General features: G+C 56.3%; 19 protein-coding genes. 10 read left to right on the plus strand and 9 right to left on the minus strand.

The genetic code is table 11. The features are described 5' to 3' along the window. Positions 1-76: 76 nt before the first annotated feature. From dacA to lipA, 5 genes are all read left to right on the plus strand, one after another. A complete protein-coding gene (dacA, locus tag SOM48_RS18160) occupies positions 77-1,288 on the plus strand; it encodes a D-alanyl-D-alanine carboxypeptidase DacA (RefSeq protein ID WP_023479926.1) in 1,212 nt (403 codons plus the stop codon). A gap of 102 nt (positions 1,289-1,390) precedes the next feature. Beyond that, entirely contained in the window at positions 1,391-1,654 is a 264-nt protein-coding gene (ybeD, locus tag SOM48_RS18165; protein WP_017455881.1) for a DUF493 family protein YbeD, read from the plus strand. A gap of 87 nt (positions 1,655-1,741) precedes the next feature. Next, the gene (gene lipB / locus SOM48_RS18170; RefSeq protein WP_094420487.1) at positions 1,742-2,383 is read left to right on the plus strand and encodes a lipoyl(octanoyl) transferase LipB; all 642 of its coding nucleotides are present in this window, start codon (positions 1,742-1,744) and stop codon (positions 2,381-2,383) included. Between the two features lie 307 nt (positions 2,384-2,690). Continuing rightward, on the plus strand, positions 2,691-3,644 hold the full coding sequence (locus SOM48_RS18175; RefSeq protein ID WP_128483401.1) for a YbeF family transcriptional regulator: 954 nt from the start codon (positions 2,691-2,693) through the stop codon (positions 3,642-3,644). Positions 3,645-3,854: 210 nt separating this feature from the next. Continuing rightward, positions 3,855-4,820 (plus strand): lipoyl synthase, encoded by a 966-nt coding sequence (gene lipA / locus SOM48_RS18180; RefSeq protein ID WP_034813118.1) that lies wholly within the window; start codon positions 3,855-3,857, stop codon positions 4,818-4,820. Between the two features lie 67 nt (positions 4,821-4,887). Here lipA and tatE read toward each other — a convergent pair whose 3' ends face one another. Together tatE and SOM48_RS18190 are read right to left on the minus strand one after the other, a co-directional pair. Beyond that, on the minus strand, positions 4,888-5,085 hold the full coding sequence (gene tatE / locus SOM48_RS18185; protein ID WP_023479962.1) for a twin-arginine translocase subunit TatE: 198 nt from the start codon (positions 5,083-5,085) through the stop codon (positions 4,888-4,890). Positions 5,086-5,213: 128 nt separating this feature from the next. Then, entirely contained in the window at positions 5,214-6,002 is a 789-nt protein-coding gene (locus tag SOM48_RS18190; RefSeq protein ID WP_320512732.1) for a deaminated glutathione amidase, read from the minus strand. Positions 6,003-6,091: 89 nt separating this feature from the next. Here SOM48_RS18190 and crcB point away from each other — a divergent pair, with 89 nt between their 5' ends. Further along, positions 6,092-6,475, plus strand: a complete 384-nt coding sequence (crcB, locus tag SOM48_RS18195; RefSeq protein WP_128483402.1) for a fluoride efflux transporter CrcB — start codon at positions 6,092-6,094, stop codon at positions 6,473-6,475. Between the two features lie 56 nt (positions 6,476-6,531). Here crcB and cspE read toward each other — a convergent pair whose 3' ends face one another. From cspE to SOM48_RS18230, 7 genes are all read right to left on the minus strand, one after another. Further along, the gene (gene cspE, locus SOM48_RS18200) at positions 6,532-6,741 is read right to left on the minus strand and encodes a transcription antiterminator/RNA stability regulator CspE (protein WP_007373839.1); all 210 of its coding nucleotides are present in this window, start codon (positions 6,739-6,741) and stop codon (positions 6,532-6,534) included. Between the two features lie 190 nt (positions 6,742-6,931). Beyond that, the gene (gene pagP / locus SOM48_RS18205) at positions 6,932-7,495 is read right to left on the minus strand and encodes a lipid IV(A) palmitoyltransferase PagP (RefSeq protein ID WP_076769543.1); all 564 of its coding nucleotides are present in this window, start codon (positions 7,493-7,495) and stop codon (positions 6,932-6,934) included. A 170-nt stretch (positions 7,496-7,665) separates the two neighbouring features. Continuing rightward, a complete protein-coding gene (locus SOM48_RS18210) occupies positions 7,666-10,785 on the minus strand; it encodes an efflux RND transporter permease subunit (RefSeq protein ID WP_320512710.1) in 3,120 nt (1,039 codons plus the stop codon). Next, positions 10,782-12,221 carry an efflux RND transporter periplasmic adaptor subunit gene (locus SOM48_RS18215; protein ID WP_320512733.1) on the minus strand — a complete coding sequence of 480 codons (1,440 nt, stop codon included), beginning with the start codon at positions 12,219-12,221 and terminating at the stop codon, positions 10,782-10,784. Before SOM48_RS18215 ends, SOM48_RS18210 begins: the two co-directional genes overlap by 4 nt. After that, positions 12,221-13,474, minus strand: a complete 1,254-nt coding sequence (locus SOM48_RS18220) for a TolC family protein (protein ID WP_320512711.1) — start codon at positions 13,472-13,474, stop codon at positions 12,221-12,223. The genes SOM48_RS18215 and SOM48_RS18220 overlap by 1 nt, the downstream gene beginning before the upstream one ends. Positions 13,475-13,486: 12 nt before the next feature. After that, positions 13,487-13,813, minus strand: coding sequence for a copper-binding protein (locus SOM48_RS18225; protein WP_320512712.1), 327 nt, complete (start codon positions 13,811-13,813; stop codon positions 13,487-13,489). A gap of 54 nt (positions 13,814-13,867) precedes the next feature. After that, positions 13,868-14,275 carry a DUF2946 domain-containing protein gene (locus tag SOM48_RS18230; protein ID WP_139965440.1) on the minus strand — a complete coding sequence of 136 codons (408 nt, stop codon included), beginning with the start codon at positions 14,273-14,275 and terminating at the stop codon, positions 13,868-13,870. A 343-nt stretch (positions 14,276-14,618) separates the two neighbouring features. On the opposite strand from SOM48_RS18230, the gene dcuC reads away from it, so the two are divergent. The 4 genes from dcuC to uspG all read left to right on the plus strand — a co-directional run bounded on the left by dcuC (position 14,619) and on the right by uspG (position 18,029). Continuing rightward, complete coding sequence (gene dcuC, locus SOM48_RS18235; protein WP_094193105.1) at positions 14,619-15,992, plus strand: anaerobic C4-dicarboxylate transporter DcuC; 1,374 nt, start codon at positions 14,619-14,621, stop codon at positions 15,990-15,992. A 100-nt stretch (positions 15,993-16,092) separates the two neighbouring features. Further along, positions 16,093-16,896: a ribonuclease I gene (gene rna / locus SOM48_RS18240; RefSeq protein WP_320512713.1), complete on the plus strand. Its 804-nt coding sequence runs from the start codon at positions 16,093-16,095 to the stop codon at positions 16,894-16,896. A gap of 148 nt (positions 16,897-17,044) precedes the next feature. Beyond that, a complete protein-coding gene (rnk, locus tag SOM48_RS18245; RefSeq protein WP_042715712.1) occupies positions 17,045-17,455 on the plus strand; it encodes a nucleoside diphosphate kinase regulator in 411 nt (136 codons plus the stop codon). A gap of 145 nt (positions 17,456-17,600) precedes the next feature. Then, complete coding sequence (uspG, locus tag SOM48_RS18250) at positions 17,601-18,029, plus strand: universal stress protein UspG (protein ID WP_023479942.1); 429 nt, start codon at positions 17,601-17,603, stop codon at positions 18,027-18,029. Positions 18,030-18,036: the final 7 nt, after the last annotated feature.

Consider the following 18,036-nt stretch of genomic DNA (forward strand, 5'->3'; position numbering starts at 1 on the left):
TCAGATGCCTGCCGGTATAGCTTTTGCTATAGTAAGGCACTTTTTTTAACTCCATCACGGATGTCGTTGTTCGACCATGAAGACCACTTTTTCCGCTCGTTTCGTGCAGCGCCTGGCGCTCACCACGGCGCTGACCGCAGCTGCCCTCTCCGCTGCGCATGCCGATGACCTGAACATTAAAACCATGATCCCAGGCGTTCCGCAGATCGATGCGGAGTCCTATATCTTGATCGATTACAACTCCGGCAAAGTGCTGGCGGAACAGAACGCCGATGCGCGTCGCGATCCGGCAAGCCTGACCAAAATGATGACCAGCTACGTTATCGGCCAGGCGATGAAAGCGGGTAAGTTCAAAGAGAGCGATGTGGTGACCATTGGTAATGACGCCTGGGCAACCGGCAACCCGGTGTTCCGCGGCTCCTCGCTGATGTTCCTGAAACCTGGCATGCAGGTGCCGGTTTCCCAGCTTATCCGTGGTATTAACCTGCAATCGGGCAATGACGCCTGCGTGGCGATGGCCGACTACGTCGCCGGCAGCCAGGACGCATTTGTTGGCCTGATGAACAGCTACGTCAACGCGCTGGGCCTGAAAAACAGCCACTTCCAGACCGTGCACGGCCTGGATGCTGAAGGTCAGTACAGCTCCGCCCGTGATATGGCGCTGATTGGCCAGGCGCTGATCCGCGATGTGCCGAACGAATACTCCATCTACAAAGAGAAAGAGTTCACCTTCAACGGCATCCGCCAGACCAACCGTAACGGTCTGCTGTGGGATAACAGCCTGAACGTTGACGGCATCAAAACCGGTCACACCGATCGCGCCGGGTATAACCTGGTGGCCTCGGCAACCGAAGGCCAGATGCGTTTGATCTCCGCCGTGATGGGTGGGCGCACCTTTAAAGGGCGTGAAACCGAGAGCAAAAAACTGCTCACCTGGGGCTTCCGCTTCTTCGAAACCGTCAGCCCGCTGAAAGCCGGGAAAGAGTTCGCCTCTGAGCCAGCCTGGTTCGGTGACAGCGATCGCGCCTCGCTGGGCGTGGATAAAGATGTCTACCTGACCATTCCGCGCGGTCGTATGAAAGATCTGAAAGCGAGCTATGTGCTGAACAGCAGCGAGCTGCACGCGCCGCTGCAGAAAAACCAGGTAGTCGGCAGCATCAACTTCCAGCTGGATGGCAAAACCATCGAACAGCGTCCGCTGGTGGTGTTGCAGGAGATCCCGGAAGGGAACTTCTTCGGCAAAATCATTGATTACATTAAATTGATGTTCCACCACTGGTTTGGCTAAAGATTGCGCACTTGAAAGTGTGATCTCTGCCCCCATATACTGAACATCTCAAAAACTCCTGCCCCTTCGGCAGGAGTTGTTATTTTTTACGCCGGAGCTGACATGAAAACCAATCTTAAAGAACTGCTTGAATTCCCGACACCTTTTACTTACAAAGTGATGGGTCTGGCGAAGCCTGAGCTGGTTGATCTGGTGGTTGAAGTGGTACAGCGCCATGCGCCAGGTGATTACTCTCCGCAGGTAAAACCGAGCAGCAAAGGCAACTACCACTCGGTCTCAATTACCATCAACGCGACGCATATTGAACAAGTTGAAACGCTGTACGAAGAGCTTGGCAATATCGAAATTGTTCGTATGGTGCTGTAAAAGTTAGTGACGTTACCCGGAGCCATTCGGGTAACGTTTTCGCTGTGATATACTCCCCGCACTCTTTTCTCCGCCGGAGATGCCGTTTTGTCTCAGGACACCATTCTTATCCGCAATCTTGGTTTACAGCCCTACGCGCCTGTCTCTCAGGAGATGCACGACTTCACCGATCGCCGCGATGACGACACCCCCGACGAGATCTGGCTGGTGGAACACCCGCCTGTTTTTACCCAGGGCCAGGCCGGTAAAGCCGAACACGTGCTCGCCGCGGGCGATATTCCGGTCATTCAGAGCGATCGCGGCGGCCAGGTAACCTACCACGGGCCGGGTCAGCAGGTTATGTACGTGTTGATTAACCTCAAGCGCCGGAAAATTGGCGTGCGTGAGCTGGTGACGCTGCTGGAAAACACGGTGATCAATACCCTGGCGCAGCTCGATATTGTGGCGAATGCACGGCCGGATGCGCCGGGCGTCTATGTCGATGGCAAGAAGATCTGCTCGCTCGGTTTGCGCATCCGCAAAGGCTGCTCATTCCATGGCCTGGCGCTGAATATTGATATGGACCTGGCGCCGTTTATGCGCATCAACCCGTGCGGTTATGCCGGAATGGAAATGACCCAGGTCAGCAAACTTGTTGAAAACGCGAGCATGGATAAAATAAGGACGATTCTTATCCAGCACTTTTTAGCGTTACTAAACAATCCGCCTCATCAATATATGAGCGCTTAATGTATGATGTATCACGGCCCGCAATTTGTGCGGGTCGTTATATATTTGCCCTGTTAACGCTTTACAATAGAAGCCATATTCTCTATTTTCAACCTGCCTGCCCTCTCTGGCTAATATGCGTTACCATGCTTCGCCAGACTTCTTACATATGCTTCAGGCCAATTGTTTTCCGACTGCATTGCCCGGCATCGTGATGAAAAAATCTACGTAATGATGAGACGAGACAGGACGTTAACTCAGTTTGCTGATGAACAAAAAAAACAAATTCAACTATCATTCATATTGCGAATGAAAACGGAGCACAAGCGTGGATAATAAGAGCCTGCCGGAAAAGCGAATAACAGTGCGTCCCCAGGATGATAAGCCGCAAGTCTTCCGAACCCTGCGCAATATTGATCTCAATTTATTGACCATTTTTGAGGCGGTATATGTGCATAAAGGGATCGTTAACGCCGCGAAAGTGCTAAACCTGACGCCATCCGCTATTAGCCAGTCAATCCAAAAATTGCGTTCAATATTTCCCGATCCGCTTTTCATTCGCAAAGGTCAGGGCGTGACGCCGACCGCTTATGCAGCCCATCTGCATGAATATATCAGCCAGGGGCTGGAGTCGATTCTCGGCGCGCTCGATTTAACCGGCAGCTACGATAAGCAGCGCACGATAACGGTGGGCACGACGCCCTCTATCGGCGCGCTGGTGATCCCGGTGGTCTTTCAGGCGATCAAAGAGAGCGCCCCGCATCTGATGATGCGCAACATCCCGATAAGCGATGCTGAAAGTCAGCTCAGCCAGTTCCAGACCGATCTGATTATCGATACCCATATCGCCAGTTCGCGCACCATCAATCATCACGTACTCTTTTCTGACCGCCTGATGCTGGTGTGCCGCAAAGATCACCCTTGCCTGAACGAACCGATTAATGAGCTGGCGTTGCAGAAGTATGAGCACACGCTGTTGATGCTTGAGGGACAAAACCTGAGCGCGCTGCGCCAGCGGATGCAGGATCTCTTCCCTGAACGCCAGGTCTCGTTTAGCAGTTACAATATGTTCACAATCGCTGCACTGATTGGTAACAGCGATCTGCTCGGGCTGATGCCGTACCGTTTATATGAACTTTTCCGCCACTGCTGGCCGCTGGTCGAGATCCCCTTCCCGCCGGTCAACAATGAGCGCCTGGATATTTCGCTTTACTACAACAAGTTAAGCCTGCGCGACCCGGTGCTGGAGAGCGTGGTAGATGTGATCAGACGGGCGTTTTAACGCCCGCTGGTACCAGGAAAAGTGATAAATGGCCTGCGGGCCTTTAGCACAAAACAACAACTATTTCACAATTTGGCAGTCCGTCAGGCTGCTTTATCCCCGCTATAGATGGTATACTGCGCCTACGTTAATTCAAAAATAGTTGATAAATACAACTTCTCCTTGAATTGAAATGCCTTCTTCGTCACCCGCAACTGGAACACGCACGCTATGAGTAAACCCATTGTGATGGAACGCGGTGTAAAGTATCGCGACGCCGATAAAATGGCGCTTATCCCGGTAAAAAACGTGGCAACAGAGCGTGAAGCCCTGTTAAGAAAACCGGAATGGATGAAAATCAAACTCCCGGCCGACTCCTCCCGTATCCAGGGTATCAAAGCTGCCATGCGCAAAAACGGGCTGCACTCTGTTTGTGAAGAGGCTTCCTGCCCGAACCTCGCTGAGTGTTTCAACCACGGTACCGCCACGTTTATGATCCTTGGCGCCATCTGTACGCGTCGCTGCCCCTTCTGCGATGTGGCGCATGGCCGTCCTGTTGCGCCGGACGCGAACGAACCGCTGAAACTGGCGCAGACCATTGCTGATATGGCGCTGCGTTATGTGGTCATCACCTCCGTTGACCGCGACGATCTGCGTGACGGCGGCGCCCAGCACTTTGCTGACTGCATCACCGCGATTCGTGAGAAGAGCCCGACGATCAAAATTGAAACCCTGGTGCCGGACTTCCGCGGCCGTATGGATCGCGCGCTTGATATTCTCACCGCCACGCCGCCGGACGTGTTCAACCACAACCTGGAAAACGTGCCGCGTATCTACCGCCAGGTGCGCCCTGGTGCGGATTACAACTGGTCGCTGAAACTGCTGGAGCGTTTTAAAGAAGCGCATCCGGAGATCCCGACGAAATCGGGCCTGATGGTCGGTTTAGGCGAAACCAATGCGGAAATCATTGAAGTGATGCGCGATCTGCGTCGCCATGGCGTGACCATGCTGACGCTGGGGCAGTATCTGCAACCGAGCCGTCATCACCTGCCGGTGCAGCGCTACGTCAGCCCGGATGAGTTTGAAGAGATGAAAGAGGAAGCGCTGGCGATGGGCTTTACCCATGCAGCTTGCGGTCCGTTCGTCCGCTCCTCCTACCATGCAGATTTGCAGGCCAAAGGGATGGAAGTGAAGTAACACTTACTTACACTCAATACAGAAAAACCGGCTGATAGCCGGTTTTTTTTCGCCTGTCGTGGCGCGATTACTCTTTGTGAGAGAGTTTCTCTGCTGTGACAACGTCTGCGTCTTTCTTCGCGGCATCATCATCGTTCATGGCTTTTTTGAAGCCCTTGATCGCTGCACCAAGATCGCCGCCCAGTGTACGCAGTTTCTTGGTCCCAAACAGCAGAACCACTAACGCGGCCACGACCAGCAGTTTAGTAATACTAATCTCACCCATAGATACCTTCTTTCATAAAACAGGCTGTAAAAAGCACCGTTGATAACCTGACACCATTAACGGTCATTCAGTGCGCGCACACAATAGCAATCTGTAACGAGATGAATCAAGCACTGATTAAAAAAACATCACAACAATTGAGGATGTGCAAAACGGCGATTGCGTAAAACGGGAAGTTTTTCCCGCGTTTGCGCCACGCGCTCAGCCGTCACATCGGCAAAAATTAACTGCGCCTCCTCGGCTGCCGCGGCAAGCGTAACACCTTGCGGATCGACGATCCGGCTTTGGCCAATATTCTTGTTGCCGCACTCGCCGGCAGCCACCAGATAACAGGTGGTGTCCAGCGCCCGCGCAGCAAGCAGCGTCGCCCAGTGCATCTCTTTTAGCGGCCCGCGTACCCAGGCGGCGGGCAGCACCAGCAGCTCAGCACCCTGTAACGCCAGCGATAACGCTAGCTCCGGGAAACGAAGATCGTAACAGGTCATCAAACCCACCTGCATCCCCTCCACCTCAATCAGCGGTGGCAATGTGTTTCCGGCATCGACCCGCGCGGACTCCTGCATGCTGAACGCATCATAAAGATGCAGCTTGGCATACTGCGCGATGATCTCCCCGCCGCGCAATACCACCAGCGTATTAACCGCCCTGCCCGCTGTCGACGGAACATGGATGGTCAGCACAGTGGTCATGGTATTACGTCGGCTCTCTTCGCAGAGCAGGCTCAGAAAGCCCTCATCAAGCCGCTGCGCGGATTTCACCGACATATGCGGGTCATTATCATCCCGCGCCAGTAATGCCTCTGGCAGCACCAGCAGCGAGGCCTGTTGACGCGCGGCCTGTGCCATTAAGGATACACACGTACGGGCGTTAGTTTGCCACACGGGTGTGACAGCAAATTGTCCGGCAGCAACAATCATCACGTTTCTCCTTACAGTATTGCCATAGCCAGCTTCCGGCCACGACGGTAAACTCGGCACATTCACTTATCAGATAGCAGGATAGCTCAGTGTTACAACTCCTTTTAGCGGTATTTATCGGCGGAGGCACGGGCAGCGTGGCGCGCTGGATGCTGAGTATGAAACTTAACCCGGTTCATCAAATTATTCCGCTCGGTACGCTGACGGCTAACTTAATTGGCGCGTTTATTATTGGTGCCGGGCTGGCGTGGTTTAACCGTATGACGCATATCGATCCGGTGTGGAAAGTGCTGATAACTACCGGATTTTGCGGCGGGTTAACGACCTTCTCCACCTTTTCGGCAGAAGTGGTGTTTTTACTGCAGGAAGGGCGCGCAGGCTGGGCGCTGCTGAATGTCGCCGTTAACCTGTTGGGATCGTTTGCCATGACCGCACTGGCGTTCTGGCTCGTCTCAACCGCTAACGCAAACTAAAGGCAATAAAAAACCCGCCTTGCGGCGGGTTTTGGAATTCTTGCTGTACGCGCTGATTAAACAGGCATTACGTTAGCAGCAGATGGGCCTTTGGCACCGTTAGTGATTTCAAACTCAACGCGCTGACCTTCGGCCAGGGTTTTGAAACCATTGCTCTGGATTGCAGAGAAGTGTACGAACACGTCTTTGCTGCCATCTTCCGGAGTAATGAAACCGAATCCTTTGGATTCATTAAACCACTTAACGTTACCTTTAATCTTAGACATCAAAATTACCTTTACATGAAAAAACGACACAAATGCTGTGTCGGGTATCAGTACAACAATTGTCGCGAGTTTTGTCCAGTCGTTATTCGCGAAAAAGTGATAAATGTCGCGAACTTTTTTTCCAGCGCCGCATTATTCCGCGTTTTTCGCGCTGTTTACTCTTTGTCCACTATAACCACTGATGCGTCGATCAAAACTGGAAGCGCATCCACGCGAAGTAAACGTTACCGTTGTTGTAAGTGCCGGGAATGTAGGTCATCTGGAACGTCGCCGGTCCATAGCCAATTGAGGCCAGCGGCAGCAGCACCGGAATCGGAATGTACTTCCAGTTATCGCGCGCGGTGACACCCGCGGTGTAACCAAGACCCAGATGGAAATTCTCATCCGCCAGCGGGCGCCAGGTCTTTTCCCAGCCGTAGCCGCCAATCGGCTCCCACTTGTTAAAGGAGTCTTTAAACGCCATCAGGTAGAGCCCGTGCCAGTTCCCCTTCTCATCCCAGCGATCCTGACCAAAGCCTGCGCCCCACGGACGCTCGTTATAGCGATCGGTTTTGTCCTTGTCATAGGCGAAACGCGCATGCCAGGTGATGGCAGGCACATAGAGATCGTAGTTATCCGGCTGCTGCCACGTTTGCTTAACGTTGTCAGCGAAAACGGTGTACCAGGGTTTGTCTGCTGCGTGAAGTGTTGGAATCAGTAAAATCTGTAAACACAAAAAGACAGCGAAATATTTAAATTTTTTATAAACAGCCACAACAAATTTTCCATATAACAAATCAACTTCTATTTTCCGACACCTTACCTTAATAGTTCCTTAACGAAATTAGTGTTGTTCTTAAACCTGCCAGGAAGAGTCCCATTTGCTGGCTGGTTACAAAACTTAATAAAGTATCAAGCGCCCCGTTGCCGAGGCGCATATTAAGGTCAGCGTTTTCGATGGAGTAAATAATAGAGCGCCGGAATCACCAGCATTGAGAGCAGCGGTGCGGTAACCATCCCGCCGATCATCGGTGCCGCGATACGACTCATCACCTCTGCACCGCTGCCGCCGCCCCACATGATCGGCAGCAGCCCGGCCATAATGGTCGCTACCGTCATCACTTTTGGGCGCACGCGTAAAACCGCCCCCTCGTGTATCGCGAGAAGCAGTCGCGTATTAGGTTCATCGGATTCAGAGATGCGATATTTCTCAAGGGCATGATTAAGATAGAGCACCATAATAACTCCGAACTCTGCCGCCACACCGGCCAGCGCAATAAAGCCGACGGCGCCCGCCACCGATAAGTTATATCCCAGCAGCCAGAGCAACCAGACGCCGCCTATTAACGCGAAGGGCAGTGTCCCCATAATTAATAAGACATCACCCACCCGCTTGAAGGTAATAAACAGCAGCACAAAGATAATTATCAGCGTTACCGGCAGGACAATTTTCAACTTCGCCGTCGCGCGTTCGAGATACTCAAACTGCCCGGACCAGCTGAGCGTAACGCCCTGCGGCAGCGCCACCTGATGCGCCACCCGCTGCTGCATCTCCTCTACCGCAGATTTCAAATCACGCCCGCGCAGATCGACGTAGATCCAGTTCGACAAGCGTGCATTTTCGCTCTTCAGCATCGGCGGCCCTTCGGTAATCACCACTTCCGCCAGATCGCCGAGCGCAATCTGGCTGCCGCTGGCGGTGATCACCGGTAGTGCGCGCAGATCGTCGACGTTCGCCCGAAGATCCCGCGGGTAACGCACATTGATGGGGAACCGCTCGCGCCCCTGTAACACCTCGCCAATCTTTTCGCCGCCTACTAAGGTTGCGACCAGCGACTGCAACTCCTGCACCGAGACGCCATAACGCGCGGCCTGCTGGCGATTAATGTTGATATCAACATAGCGCCCCCCCGCTAGCCGCTCCGCCAGCGCGGAGGTGACGCCCGGCACGCTTTTTACCACCTGCTCAATCTGCTGCGCCACGCGCTCAATATCGGCAATGTTATTGCCGTTCACCTTAATCCCTACCGGGCTCTTAATGCCGGTCGCCAGCATGTCGAGGCGGTTACGGATCGGCGGCACCCAGACATTGGCGATGCCCGTTACGCTGACGGTTTTATCCAGCTCGTCGATCAGTTTTTCCGGCGTCATGCCGGGCCGCCACTGCGCGCGCGGTTTAAAGCGAATGGTGGTTTCCAGCATGGTCAACGGCGCAGGGTCGGTCGCGCTCTCCGCCCTGCCCGCCTTACCAAACACGCTCTCCACCTCCGGCACGCTCTTGATCAAACGGTCCGTTTGTTGCAGTAAGCGCCCCGCTTCACGGGCGGAAATGCCCGGCAGCGTCGAGGGCATATAGAGCAGATCGCCCTCATCCAGCGGCGGCATAAACTCACTGCCAAGGCGGCTGAGCGGCCAGGCGGTCGCCACTAACAGCAGCAGGGCGATGGCGAGCGTCGCTTTCGGCCACGCCAGCACCTTATCGAGCAGCGGTTCATACAGGCGGATCAGCACGCGGTTAATCGGGTTGGCCTTTTCATCAGGGATCTTGCCGCGGATAAACAGCGCCATCAGCACCGGCACCAGCGTGATGCCCAGCCCGGCGGCGACAGCCATCGCCCAGCTTTTGGTAAACGCCAGCGGCGAGAACATCCGCCCCTCCTGCGCCTCCAGTGAGAAGACCGGAATAAACGACAGGGTGATGATAAGCAGGCTGCAAAAGAGCGCCGGGCCGACCTCCACCGCTGCCTGCTCGGAGAAGCGCCAATAATCGCCCCGCGCTGGCAGGCGGCCAGGGTTATCGTGCCGCCACTGCTCCATCACTTTGTGCATGTTCTCAATCATCACAATCGCCGCATCGACCATCGCGCCGATGGCAATCGCGATGCCGCCCAGCGACATAATATTGGCGTTGATCCCCTGATAGTGCATGACGATAAAGGCACCGAGAATGCCCAGCGGCAGTGAGACAATCGCCACCAGCGCCGAGCGAAAGTGAAACAGGAACAGCGTGCAGACCAGCGCAACAACAATAAACTCTTCAATCAATTTATGGGTCAGCGTGCCGACGGCGCTCTCAATCAGCGTTGAGCGGTCGTAAACCGGCACAATCTCCACTCCGACGGGCAGCGTTTTTTGTATCTCAGCAAGCTTCACTTTGACCGCATGAATGGTTTCCAGCGCATTCTTGCCATAGCGCATCACAATCACGCCGCCCGCTACTTCGCCTTCGCCGTTATACTCCGCTACGCCCCGGCGCAGCTCCGGCCCGAGGCGCACGGTCGCGATATCGGAAAGCATCACCGGCACGCCGTCGCGGCTGGCAATCACCGTCTGGCGAAAATCCTCCGGCTGGCGTAAGTACCCGCTGGTGCGCAGCATAAACTCCGCTTCGCCCATCTCCAGCAGCGCGCCGCCGCTCTCCTGATTCGCCGCCTGCACCGCGCTTACTAACTGCTGATGGGTGATGTTGAGCGCGCGCATCTTTTGCGGGTCCGGCACAATCTGGTACTGGCGCACCATGCCGCCGACGCTGGCAACCTCGGCGACATTGGGCACAGTTTTCAGCTCAAATTTCAGCGTCCAGTCTTGCAAGGCACGCAGATCGGCGAGGTTGTGCTTACCGCTGCGATCCACCAGCGCATACTCATAGATCCAGCCGACGCCGGTGGCATCCGGCCCAAGGCCCACCTCCACCCCGGCGGGCAGCGATGCCTGAATCTGGCTCAGGCTCTCCAGCACCCGCGAGCGCGCCCAGTAGAGATCGGTATCATCGTCAAACAGCACATAGACATAGGCATCGCCAAACATCGAGTAGCCGCGCACGGTTTTCGCCCCCGGCACCGAGAGCATGGCGGTGGTGAGCGGATAGGTCACCTGATCCTCTATCAGCTGCGGCGCTTTGCCCGCATAGCTGGCGCGAATAATCACCTGCACATCCGAGAGATCGGGCAGCGCATCAAGCGGCGCGCGCTGCAACGACCAGATGCCCCAGCCGGTGAGGACAAGCGCCGCCAGCAAAACCAGCAGGCGGTTGCGTAATGAGGCGCGAATCACGGCAGCAATCATTTCGTCTCCTCCGGCATCAGATGGGTAATAACCGCGCCCGCTTCGTCATCCAGCGTGAAGCTGAACATCACCTTATCGCCCACTTTCACCTGCGGATCGGGATCTGTAAGCGTAAAGTCCATCGTCATCGCCCCCCAGTTCAGTTCGGGGATCGGTTGATGACTCAGGGTGATAGTGCCGTTATCTACCGCCTGCACCACGCCGCTGGCGCGATATTCCGGTGTTTTTTTGACGACAGGCGATGGCTCTGGCAAAGCACTGCGCAGGCTCGCTTCGGAGTCGATCAAGAACTGGCCGGAAGTGACTACCACATCCCCCTCCTGCAACCCGGAGAGGATCTCCCGCCAGCCCTGCGCGCGCCGTCCGGCCGTCACATTCACCGCACGGAAATGGCCCTCGCCGGTTGCCAGCAGCACGCGGCTGGCGCGCCCGCTTTCGATCAACGCCTCTTCCGGGATTGCCAGCACCGCAGGCTGCTGTGCTCCTTCCTTCTGGGTGACGATAAGAAACATGCCGGGTTTCAGCTTCTGCTGCGGGTTTTCCAGCACGATGCGCGCTTGCAGCGTGCGCGTGGCGCTGGCGAGCTGCGGCAACAGTTCGCTGACGCGACCGTGGAAACGCTCGCCCGGCCAGCTTTCGCTGGTCGCTTCCACTTCGCTGCCAACCTTCAGCGCCTGCGCCTGGCTTTGCGGATAATCGACCAGCAGCCAGACCGGATCGAGGCTCGCCAGTTCAAACAGCGTTTGCGTGGCGGCGACCTGCGCCCCTTCGCGGGTATCGAGTTTGGTGATATAGCCGTCGCGCGCGGCGCGGATGATCAGCCGGGTCTGCGCTTTGGCGCTGCGCTCCACCGCGCGAATCACCTCTTGCGGCATAAACTGCAGCGCCAGCCGTTCGCGGGCGGCGCGCGTCAGTTCGCTGTCGCCGAGTTGGCGCACCGCCAGATACTCCTGCTGCGCGCTGGTCCACTGCGGGATCCAGAGCTGCGCCAGCGCCTCGCCCTTTTTCACCCACTGCTGCGGCGCGCGGACAAAGAGTTTCTCCACCACGCCCGCCGCCGGTGAGGGTACGATCTGCATCGCACGCTCGTCGGTAGTGACGGTGGCAAACGCGCTGAAAGCACTGGCGAGCGGCCGTTTCTCCACCTTCGCGGTGGTCATGCCAAGATTTTGCTGCTGTTGGGCGCTGATGCGCACGCCGCCGTCAGCGGGCGCATCATCGGCATATTTCGCCACCAGCGGCATATCCATAAAGGGCGATTTGCCCGGTTTATCGAAGCGCTGGTCCGGCACCATCGGGTCGTACCAGTAGAGCACTTTGCGCGCCTGTGGCGGCTGGCTGCTATCAGCGGGCACGCTCTCTTGGCGACCAGTAAGGTAACCGGCGCTGGCCGCCACGCAGGCAGCAACCGCTACGGCTAACAGGGTTCGTTTCATCACATCACCTCCTGTGGGATAAGCCAGCGGATCGCTGCCCACTGCTGCGCCATCGTTTTTTCGGCCTGATTGAGCGCCAGTTCACCGTCGAGCACGCTGCGGCGCGCCTCAAGCAGCGCCGGGAGATCGGACTGCCCGGCGCGGTACTGGGCCGCTAACAGCGCGGAACGGCTACGCAAAAGCGGCAGCACGTCATCCCGCTGGCGCTGCCAGAGGGTTTGCGCGGCGTTGTACTGGGCAATCAGGGTGTGAAGTTCGGCGAGATGCTCGCGTTCGGCGAGCGCCAGTTGGTCATTGGCCTGCAAGGTACGGGAGACGTCGGCGGCGTGATCTTTATCCTGACGGCGGGACTGAAACAGCGGCAGGTCGACGGTAAACATCACCCCGGCCATATCCTCATACCCCTCGGCACGCCGCCCATACCACACCTCCACCTCGACATCGGGCAGTGCGGCAATCGCCGACTCCGCCGAGCGGGCTTTGGCGCTGTTGGCAACGCTTGCGGCAGCCAGGATATCGGGATGTTGGCGAATCGCCTCTTCCAGCGTTTTCTCATCGCCTGGAAGACGCTGATAGCGGGGAAGCTCGCCGCTGACGGCGGTGATCGGCTGCCCGGTCAGCTGCATCAGCCGGGTTTGCGCCAGTTGCACATCCCGCTCGGCAAGGGTGACTTTATCGCGCATCGCGCTCAGGCCGATCTGAAAGGCGAGCACGCTGTCCGGCAGGGCATTACCCGCGCCGACGCTGGCGCGTTGCGCGCCCTGCTGACGAGCGGTTTCCGCCACTAATTGCCGGGCGGTGTGCAGCGCCTGCTGTGAGAGCGCCAGCTCAAGCCACGCCTGGGCGGTATCGCGCTGGAGTGCCGCGCGCACCGCGTGGGATTTGGCCTCGATGCTGCGCGCTTCGGCCAGCAAGGTGTCGGCCTTGCGATCGCGTTTTTCCGCGCTGACATACTGCTGCATCACGCCAATGCGCTGCATAGTCATGCCTTCGCGGGTCAAACGGCGGTCGTTATTGCCCTGTACCGGCACATTCTCAATGCCGAATTTGAGTTTGGGGTCGGGCAACTGGCGGGCGGAATCGGCCATCGCATCCAGCGCCCGGGCTTCGTTACGGTTGGCAGAAAGCTCAGCGGAGTAGCGCTCTGCGGCGGCGAGGGTTTGCGTCAGGGTCAGCGACTCCGCCTGCGCGGCGGAGCAGATAAGCGCAAGGCAAACCCCGCCGAGCCGCAGGCTCAGCGAGTATCGTTTCATGGTTACTCCCGCTTACGGTAACGGCGTTACAGAGATGAGGGTGTAACCCTGTTCGCTCTGGCTGAAGCTGAAGCGAACGTTATCGCCCACCTTCACCTGCGCCAGCGGATGCTCCGGCGTAACCGTAAACTGCATGGTCATCGGCGGCCAGTGCAGCGCGGGAATAGCCTGATGGGCGATAGCGATCGCCTGCGGGGTGATTTTTTTGATACTGCCCTGGCTTTGATAAATCTGAGCCGGCATCGCGTGATGGTGCGCCATGTCGTGCGTTTGCGCGTAAGCGCTAAGATGCGGGAAAAGCAGGATGCCTGAGAGCAGGCAGAGTAAATAGCTACGCATAGAAAAACTCCTGTTAAACATTAATGAAATTCAAATCAATGTGTTAACAGGTCTCTATTCGCGAAAACGGCAGAAGCGGATGGTTGCCGGAGGGCCAGCGGCAGGCGGGGTTAATACCCAGCTGCGCGAAGTGATAGCAGAACAAACAGGTTCGGCAATCGCCAGCGTTAGCGTGGCGGGCAGCGCCGCCAGTGAAGGGTAATGGCTCTCTTTTTGCACCTGATCGGGCACGCAGTGCTTCTCGCAGAGCGGCGCTTTCATGGCGTGGGCTTTGGGCGCGTCATCACCCATTGCCAGATGGTGCAGATGCTGCTGCGCCATCGCCTCACTCGGTACCGGAAGCGCGCAGCCGTGAGAGGCTATCGCCATCTGGCTCTGGATCAGCAGCCAACCCAATGCGATAAGCAGCATTAATAAATGCCGCTTAATAAAGCGCAATCGGTAGAGCCAGGCTGCGTGCATAACATCGCCATGGGTGAGTGAAGGTAACGGCGAGTATAAGCAGCCCGCTTTCTATTTTTAAAGGCTTTTTTAGTGAATTTTGCTGTCAAATCAAACTGAAACGAAAAACGCCAAAACAATTAACCAACCGTTATCACGAATAAAACATAACTGCCGAAATTCATTAGCCTGAATTATCGTTTCGCCCGTATTTATTTTTCTGATTTATAACAATTCACGTAATATTGCGCGCAATGCAGCGCTTTGTTGATTTTAATCAGCTATCACGCTGCCGTTATTCGGCACATTGCGGTGCAGTTTTGATTACTTTACTTTTTTTGTCCAACCTCCGGGACCCAATATGATTTCAACCCTGATTGAGCTGTTGATCGGCGTCGTGGTAATTGTCGGCGTTGCCCGCTACATCATTAAAGGCTACTCCGCCACCGGCGTACTGTTTGTCGGCGGTCTGGCGTTATTGATCGTCAGCGCGCTGATGGGCCACTCAATATTACCCTCCAGCGCCACCAGCACCGGGTATCGCGCTACCGACATTGTCGAATATATAAAAATCCTGCTGATGAGCCGCGGCGGCGATCTCGGCATGATGATCATGATGCTGTGCGGTTTTGCTGCCTACATGACGCACATCGGCGCTAACGATATGGTGGTTAAGCTGGCGTCGCGCCCGCTGCGCTTTATCAACTCGCCCTATATCCTGATGATTGCCGCCTATTTTGTCGCCTGCCTGATGTCGCTGGCGGTCTCTTCGGCAACCGGCCTTGGCGTGCTGTTGATGGCAACGCTCTTCCCGGTGATGGTTAACGTCGGCATCAGCCGCGGCGCGGCGGCGGCGATTTGTGCCTCCCCGGCAGCGATTATTCTCTCGCCCACCTCCGGCGACGTAGTGCTGGCCGCGAAAGCCGCAGAGATGCCGCTGGTTGATTTCGCCTTTAAAACCACCCTGCCGATCTCTATCGCCGCGATTATCGCCATGGCCATCGCCCACTTCTTCTGGCAGCGCTATCTCGATAAGAAAGAGAATATTGTTAGCGAAATGCTGGATGTGAAAGAGATCACCACCCGCGCGCCCGCGTTTTACGCCATCCTGCCCTTTACACCGATCATCGGCGTGCTGATTTTTGACGGCAAATGGGGCCCGGAGCTGCACATCATTACCATCCTCGTGATCTGTATGCTGATTGCCGCAGTGCTGGAATTTTTGCGCGGTTTTAATACGCAGAATGTCTTCAGCGGGCTGGAAGTGGCCTGGCGCGGCATGGCCGATGCCTTTGCCGGTGTCGTGATGCTGCTGGTTGCCGCGGGCGTCTTCGCCCAGGGGCTGAGCACCATCGGCTTTATCCAGAGCCTGATCTCCATTGCTACCTCGTTCGGTTCCGCGAGCATTATTTTGATGCTGGTGCTGGTGATCCTCACCATGCTGGCAGCAATGACGACGGGTTCCGGCAACGCACCGTTTTACGCGTTTGTGGAGATGATCCCAAAACTGGCGCGCGAAGCGGGCATTAACCCGGCCTATCTGTCGATTCCAATGTTGCAGGCCTCCAACCTCGGTCGCACCATTTCGCCGGTTTCAGGCGTGGTAGTTGCCGTTGCCGGGATGGCAAACATTTCGCCGTTTGAAGTGGTAAAACGCACCTCCGTGCCGATTCTGGTTGGCCTGGTGGTGGTGATTGTCGCCACCGAGATCCTCGTACCTGGTGCAGCAGTTCACTAACGCTGCCGGGTTTCAGAAGTTGAAAAAGCGCCTGCCCGGCGCTTTTTTTATGGTTTAATAACCTATGGCAATTATCTGGACCCATTAATCAGGAACTGAAATGTTTAAAAAGGGACTCTTCATCAGCACAGGCATTGCCGCGCTACTCTTTACTTCTGCCTATGCCGCACCGCTGCAACCGAAGCAGTATGGCGATTTTGATCGCTACGTGCTGGCGCTCTCCTGGCAGACCGGTTTTTGCCAGAGCATGCACGACAACGGGCGCGACGAGCCTGACGAGTGCCGCCTGCAAAAATCCCCCGACGACAAAGCCGATAATTTGACGGTGCACGGTTTATGGCCGGGCCTGCCGAAATCGATCGCCGCGCGCGGCGTCGATAACCGCCGCTGGATGCGCTTTGGCTGCGCCACGCGCCCGATCCCCAATATGCCGGAAGCGAAGACCAGCCAGAAATGCGCGGCGGCAGAGACCGGTTTATCGCTGGAGATGGCAGATAAACTCAACGCCGCCATGCCCGGCTCCGGCGGTAACTCCTGCCTTGAGCGTTATGAATATGCCAAGCACGGCGTCTGTTTCGGCTTCGATCCCGATGACTATTTTGGCGCGATGGTGCGTCTGAATCATGAGATCAAAACCAGCCCGCTCGGAGTATTTCTTGCCAACAATTACGGCAAAGCGGTCACCCGCGCCGCCTTTGATTCTGCCGTCGCCGAGGCTTACGGTAAGCAGAGCGTAAAAGCGGTGAAACTCACCTGTAACGGTAATCCGGCCTATTTGACCGAGATGCAGGTTGCCATCAAAGCCGAGGCGATTAACGCGCCGCTCTCTGGCCGCTCGCTGCTGCCACAGCCGCACCCCGGCAACTGCGGGGATCACTTTATCCTCGACAGCGCGGGCTACTGATCGCTGCGGAATAATCATAATTGAGGCAAATGTGCGCCTGGTCACTTCACAGCATGGGGCCGGGTTAGTATCATCAGCTTTAGACAAACCCTCGCTGCCCGTCGGCGAGGGTTTTTCTTTGGATCAATCACCTGACACGGAGTAAGAGATGTCCAGACCTGCCATTATCATTAATGAGCGAGACGCTGAGCGCCTTGACCGCTTGCTGGAGCAGCCTGCACATGCCAGCCTTGCGGTCGCGGATGCGCTGAATGAGGAGTTGGATCGCGCCAATATGTGCGCGCCAGAAGCGATGCCGCATGATGTGGTGACGATGAACAGCACGGTAAAATTCCGCGAGCTGAAAAGCGGTGAAATCCGCGTGCGTACGTTGGTCTACCCGGCGCAGATGACAGACAGCGCCACGCAGCTGTCGGTACTGGCCCCGGTGGGCGCGGCGCTGTTAGGTTTACGTGTTGGTGATTCCATTCACTGGACGTTGCCGGGGGGAACCACCACCGACCTTGAAGTGCTGGAGCTGCTTTACCAGCCCGAAGCCGCTGGCGATTTCATGCTCTGATCCCCGCCCTGCTTTGTTTTGCAGAGGATGCGCCCGCATCCTCTTTCCGGCACCCGCCATTGTTCAGATTTGCCACCCATGCAGCAAAATCCCCCCTCTCTTTGTGCTTCAATTCCCGGGACATAACCCACAGGGAGACGCGTTTATGTATCAGACAATCATTATGCCGGTCGATATTTTCGAAATGGAGTTAAGTGATAAAGCAGTTCGTCACGCCGAATTCCTCGCCCAGAGCGAAGGTGTTATTCACCTGCTGCATGTGTTACCCGCTTCCGCGAGCCTCAGCCTGCACCGTTTCGCCGCCGATTTACGCCGCTTCGAAGAGCATCTGCACCAGGAGGCGCAAACCCGCCTGGAGAGTATGCGAAGCCATTTCTCCATCGATCCTTCGCGCATTCATACCCATGTTCGCTTCGGCAGCGTGCGCGATATGGTCAATGAGCTTGGCGAAGAACTGCATGCGGATATGGTGGTGATCGCCTCGCGCAACCCCTCCATCAGCACCCATTTGCTCGGCTCCAATGCCTCCAGCGTGGTGCGCCATGCGCATATTCCGGTGTTGGTCGTGCGGTAGAGGATGG

This window comes from Kosakonia sp. CFBP8986 (genome assembly GCF_034044935.1).
GTDB classification, from domain to species: domain Bacteria; phylum Pseudomonadota; class Gammaproteobacteria; order Enterobacterales; family Enterobacteriaceae; genus Kosakonia; species Kosakonia cowanii.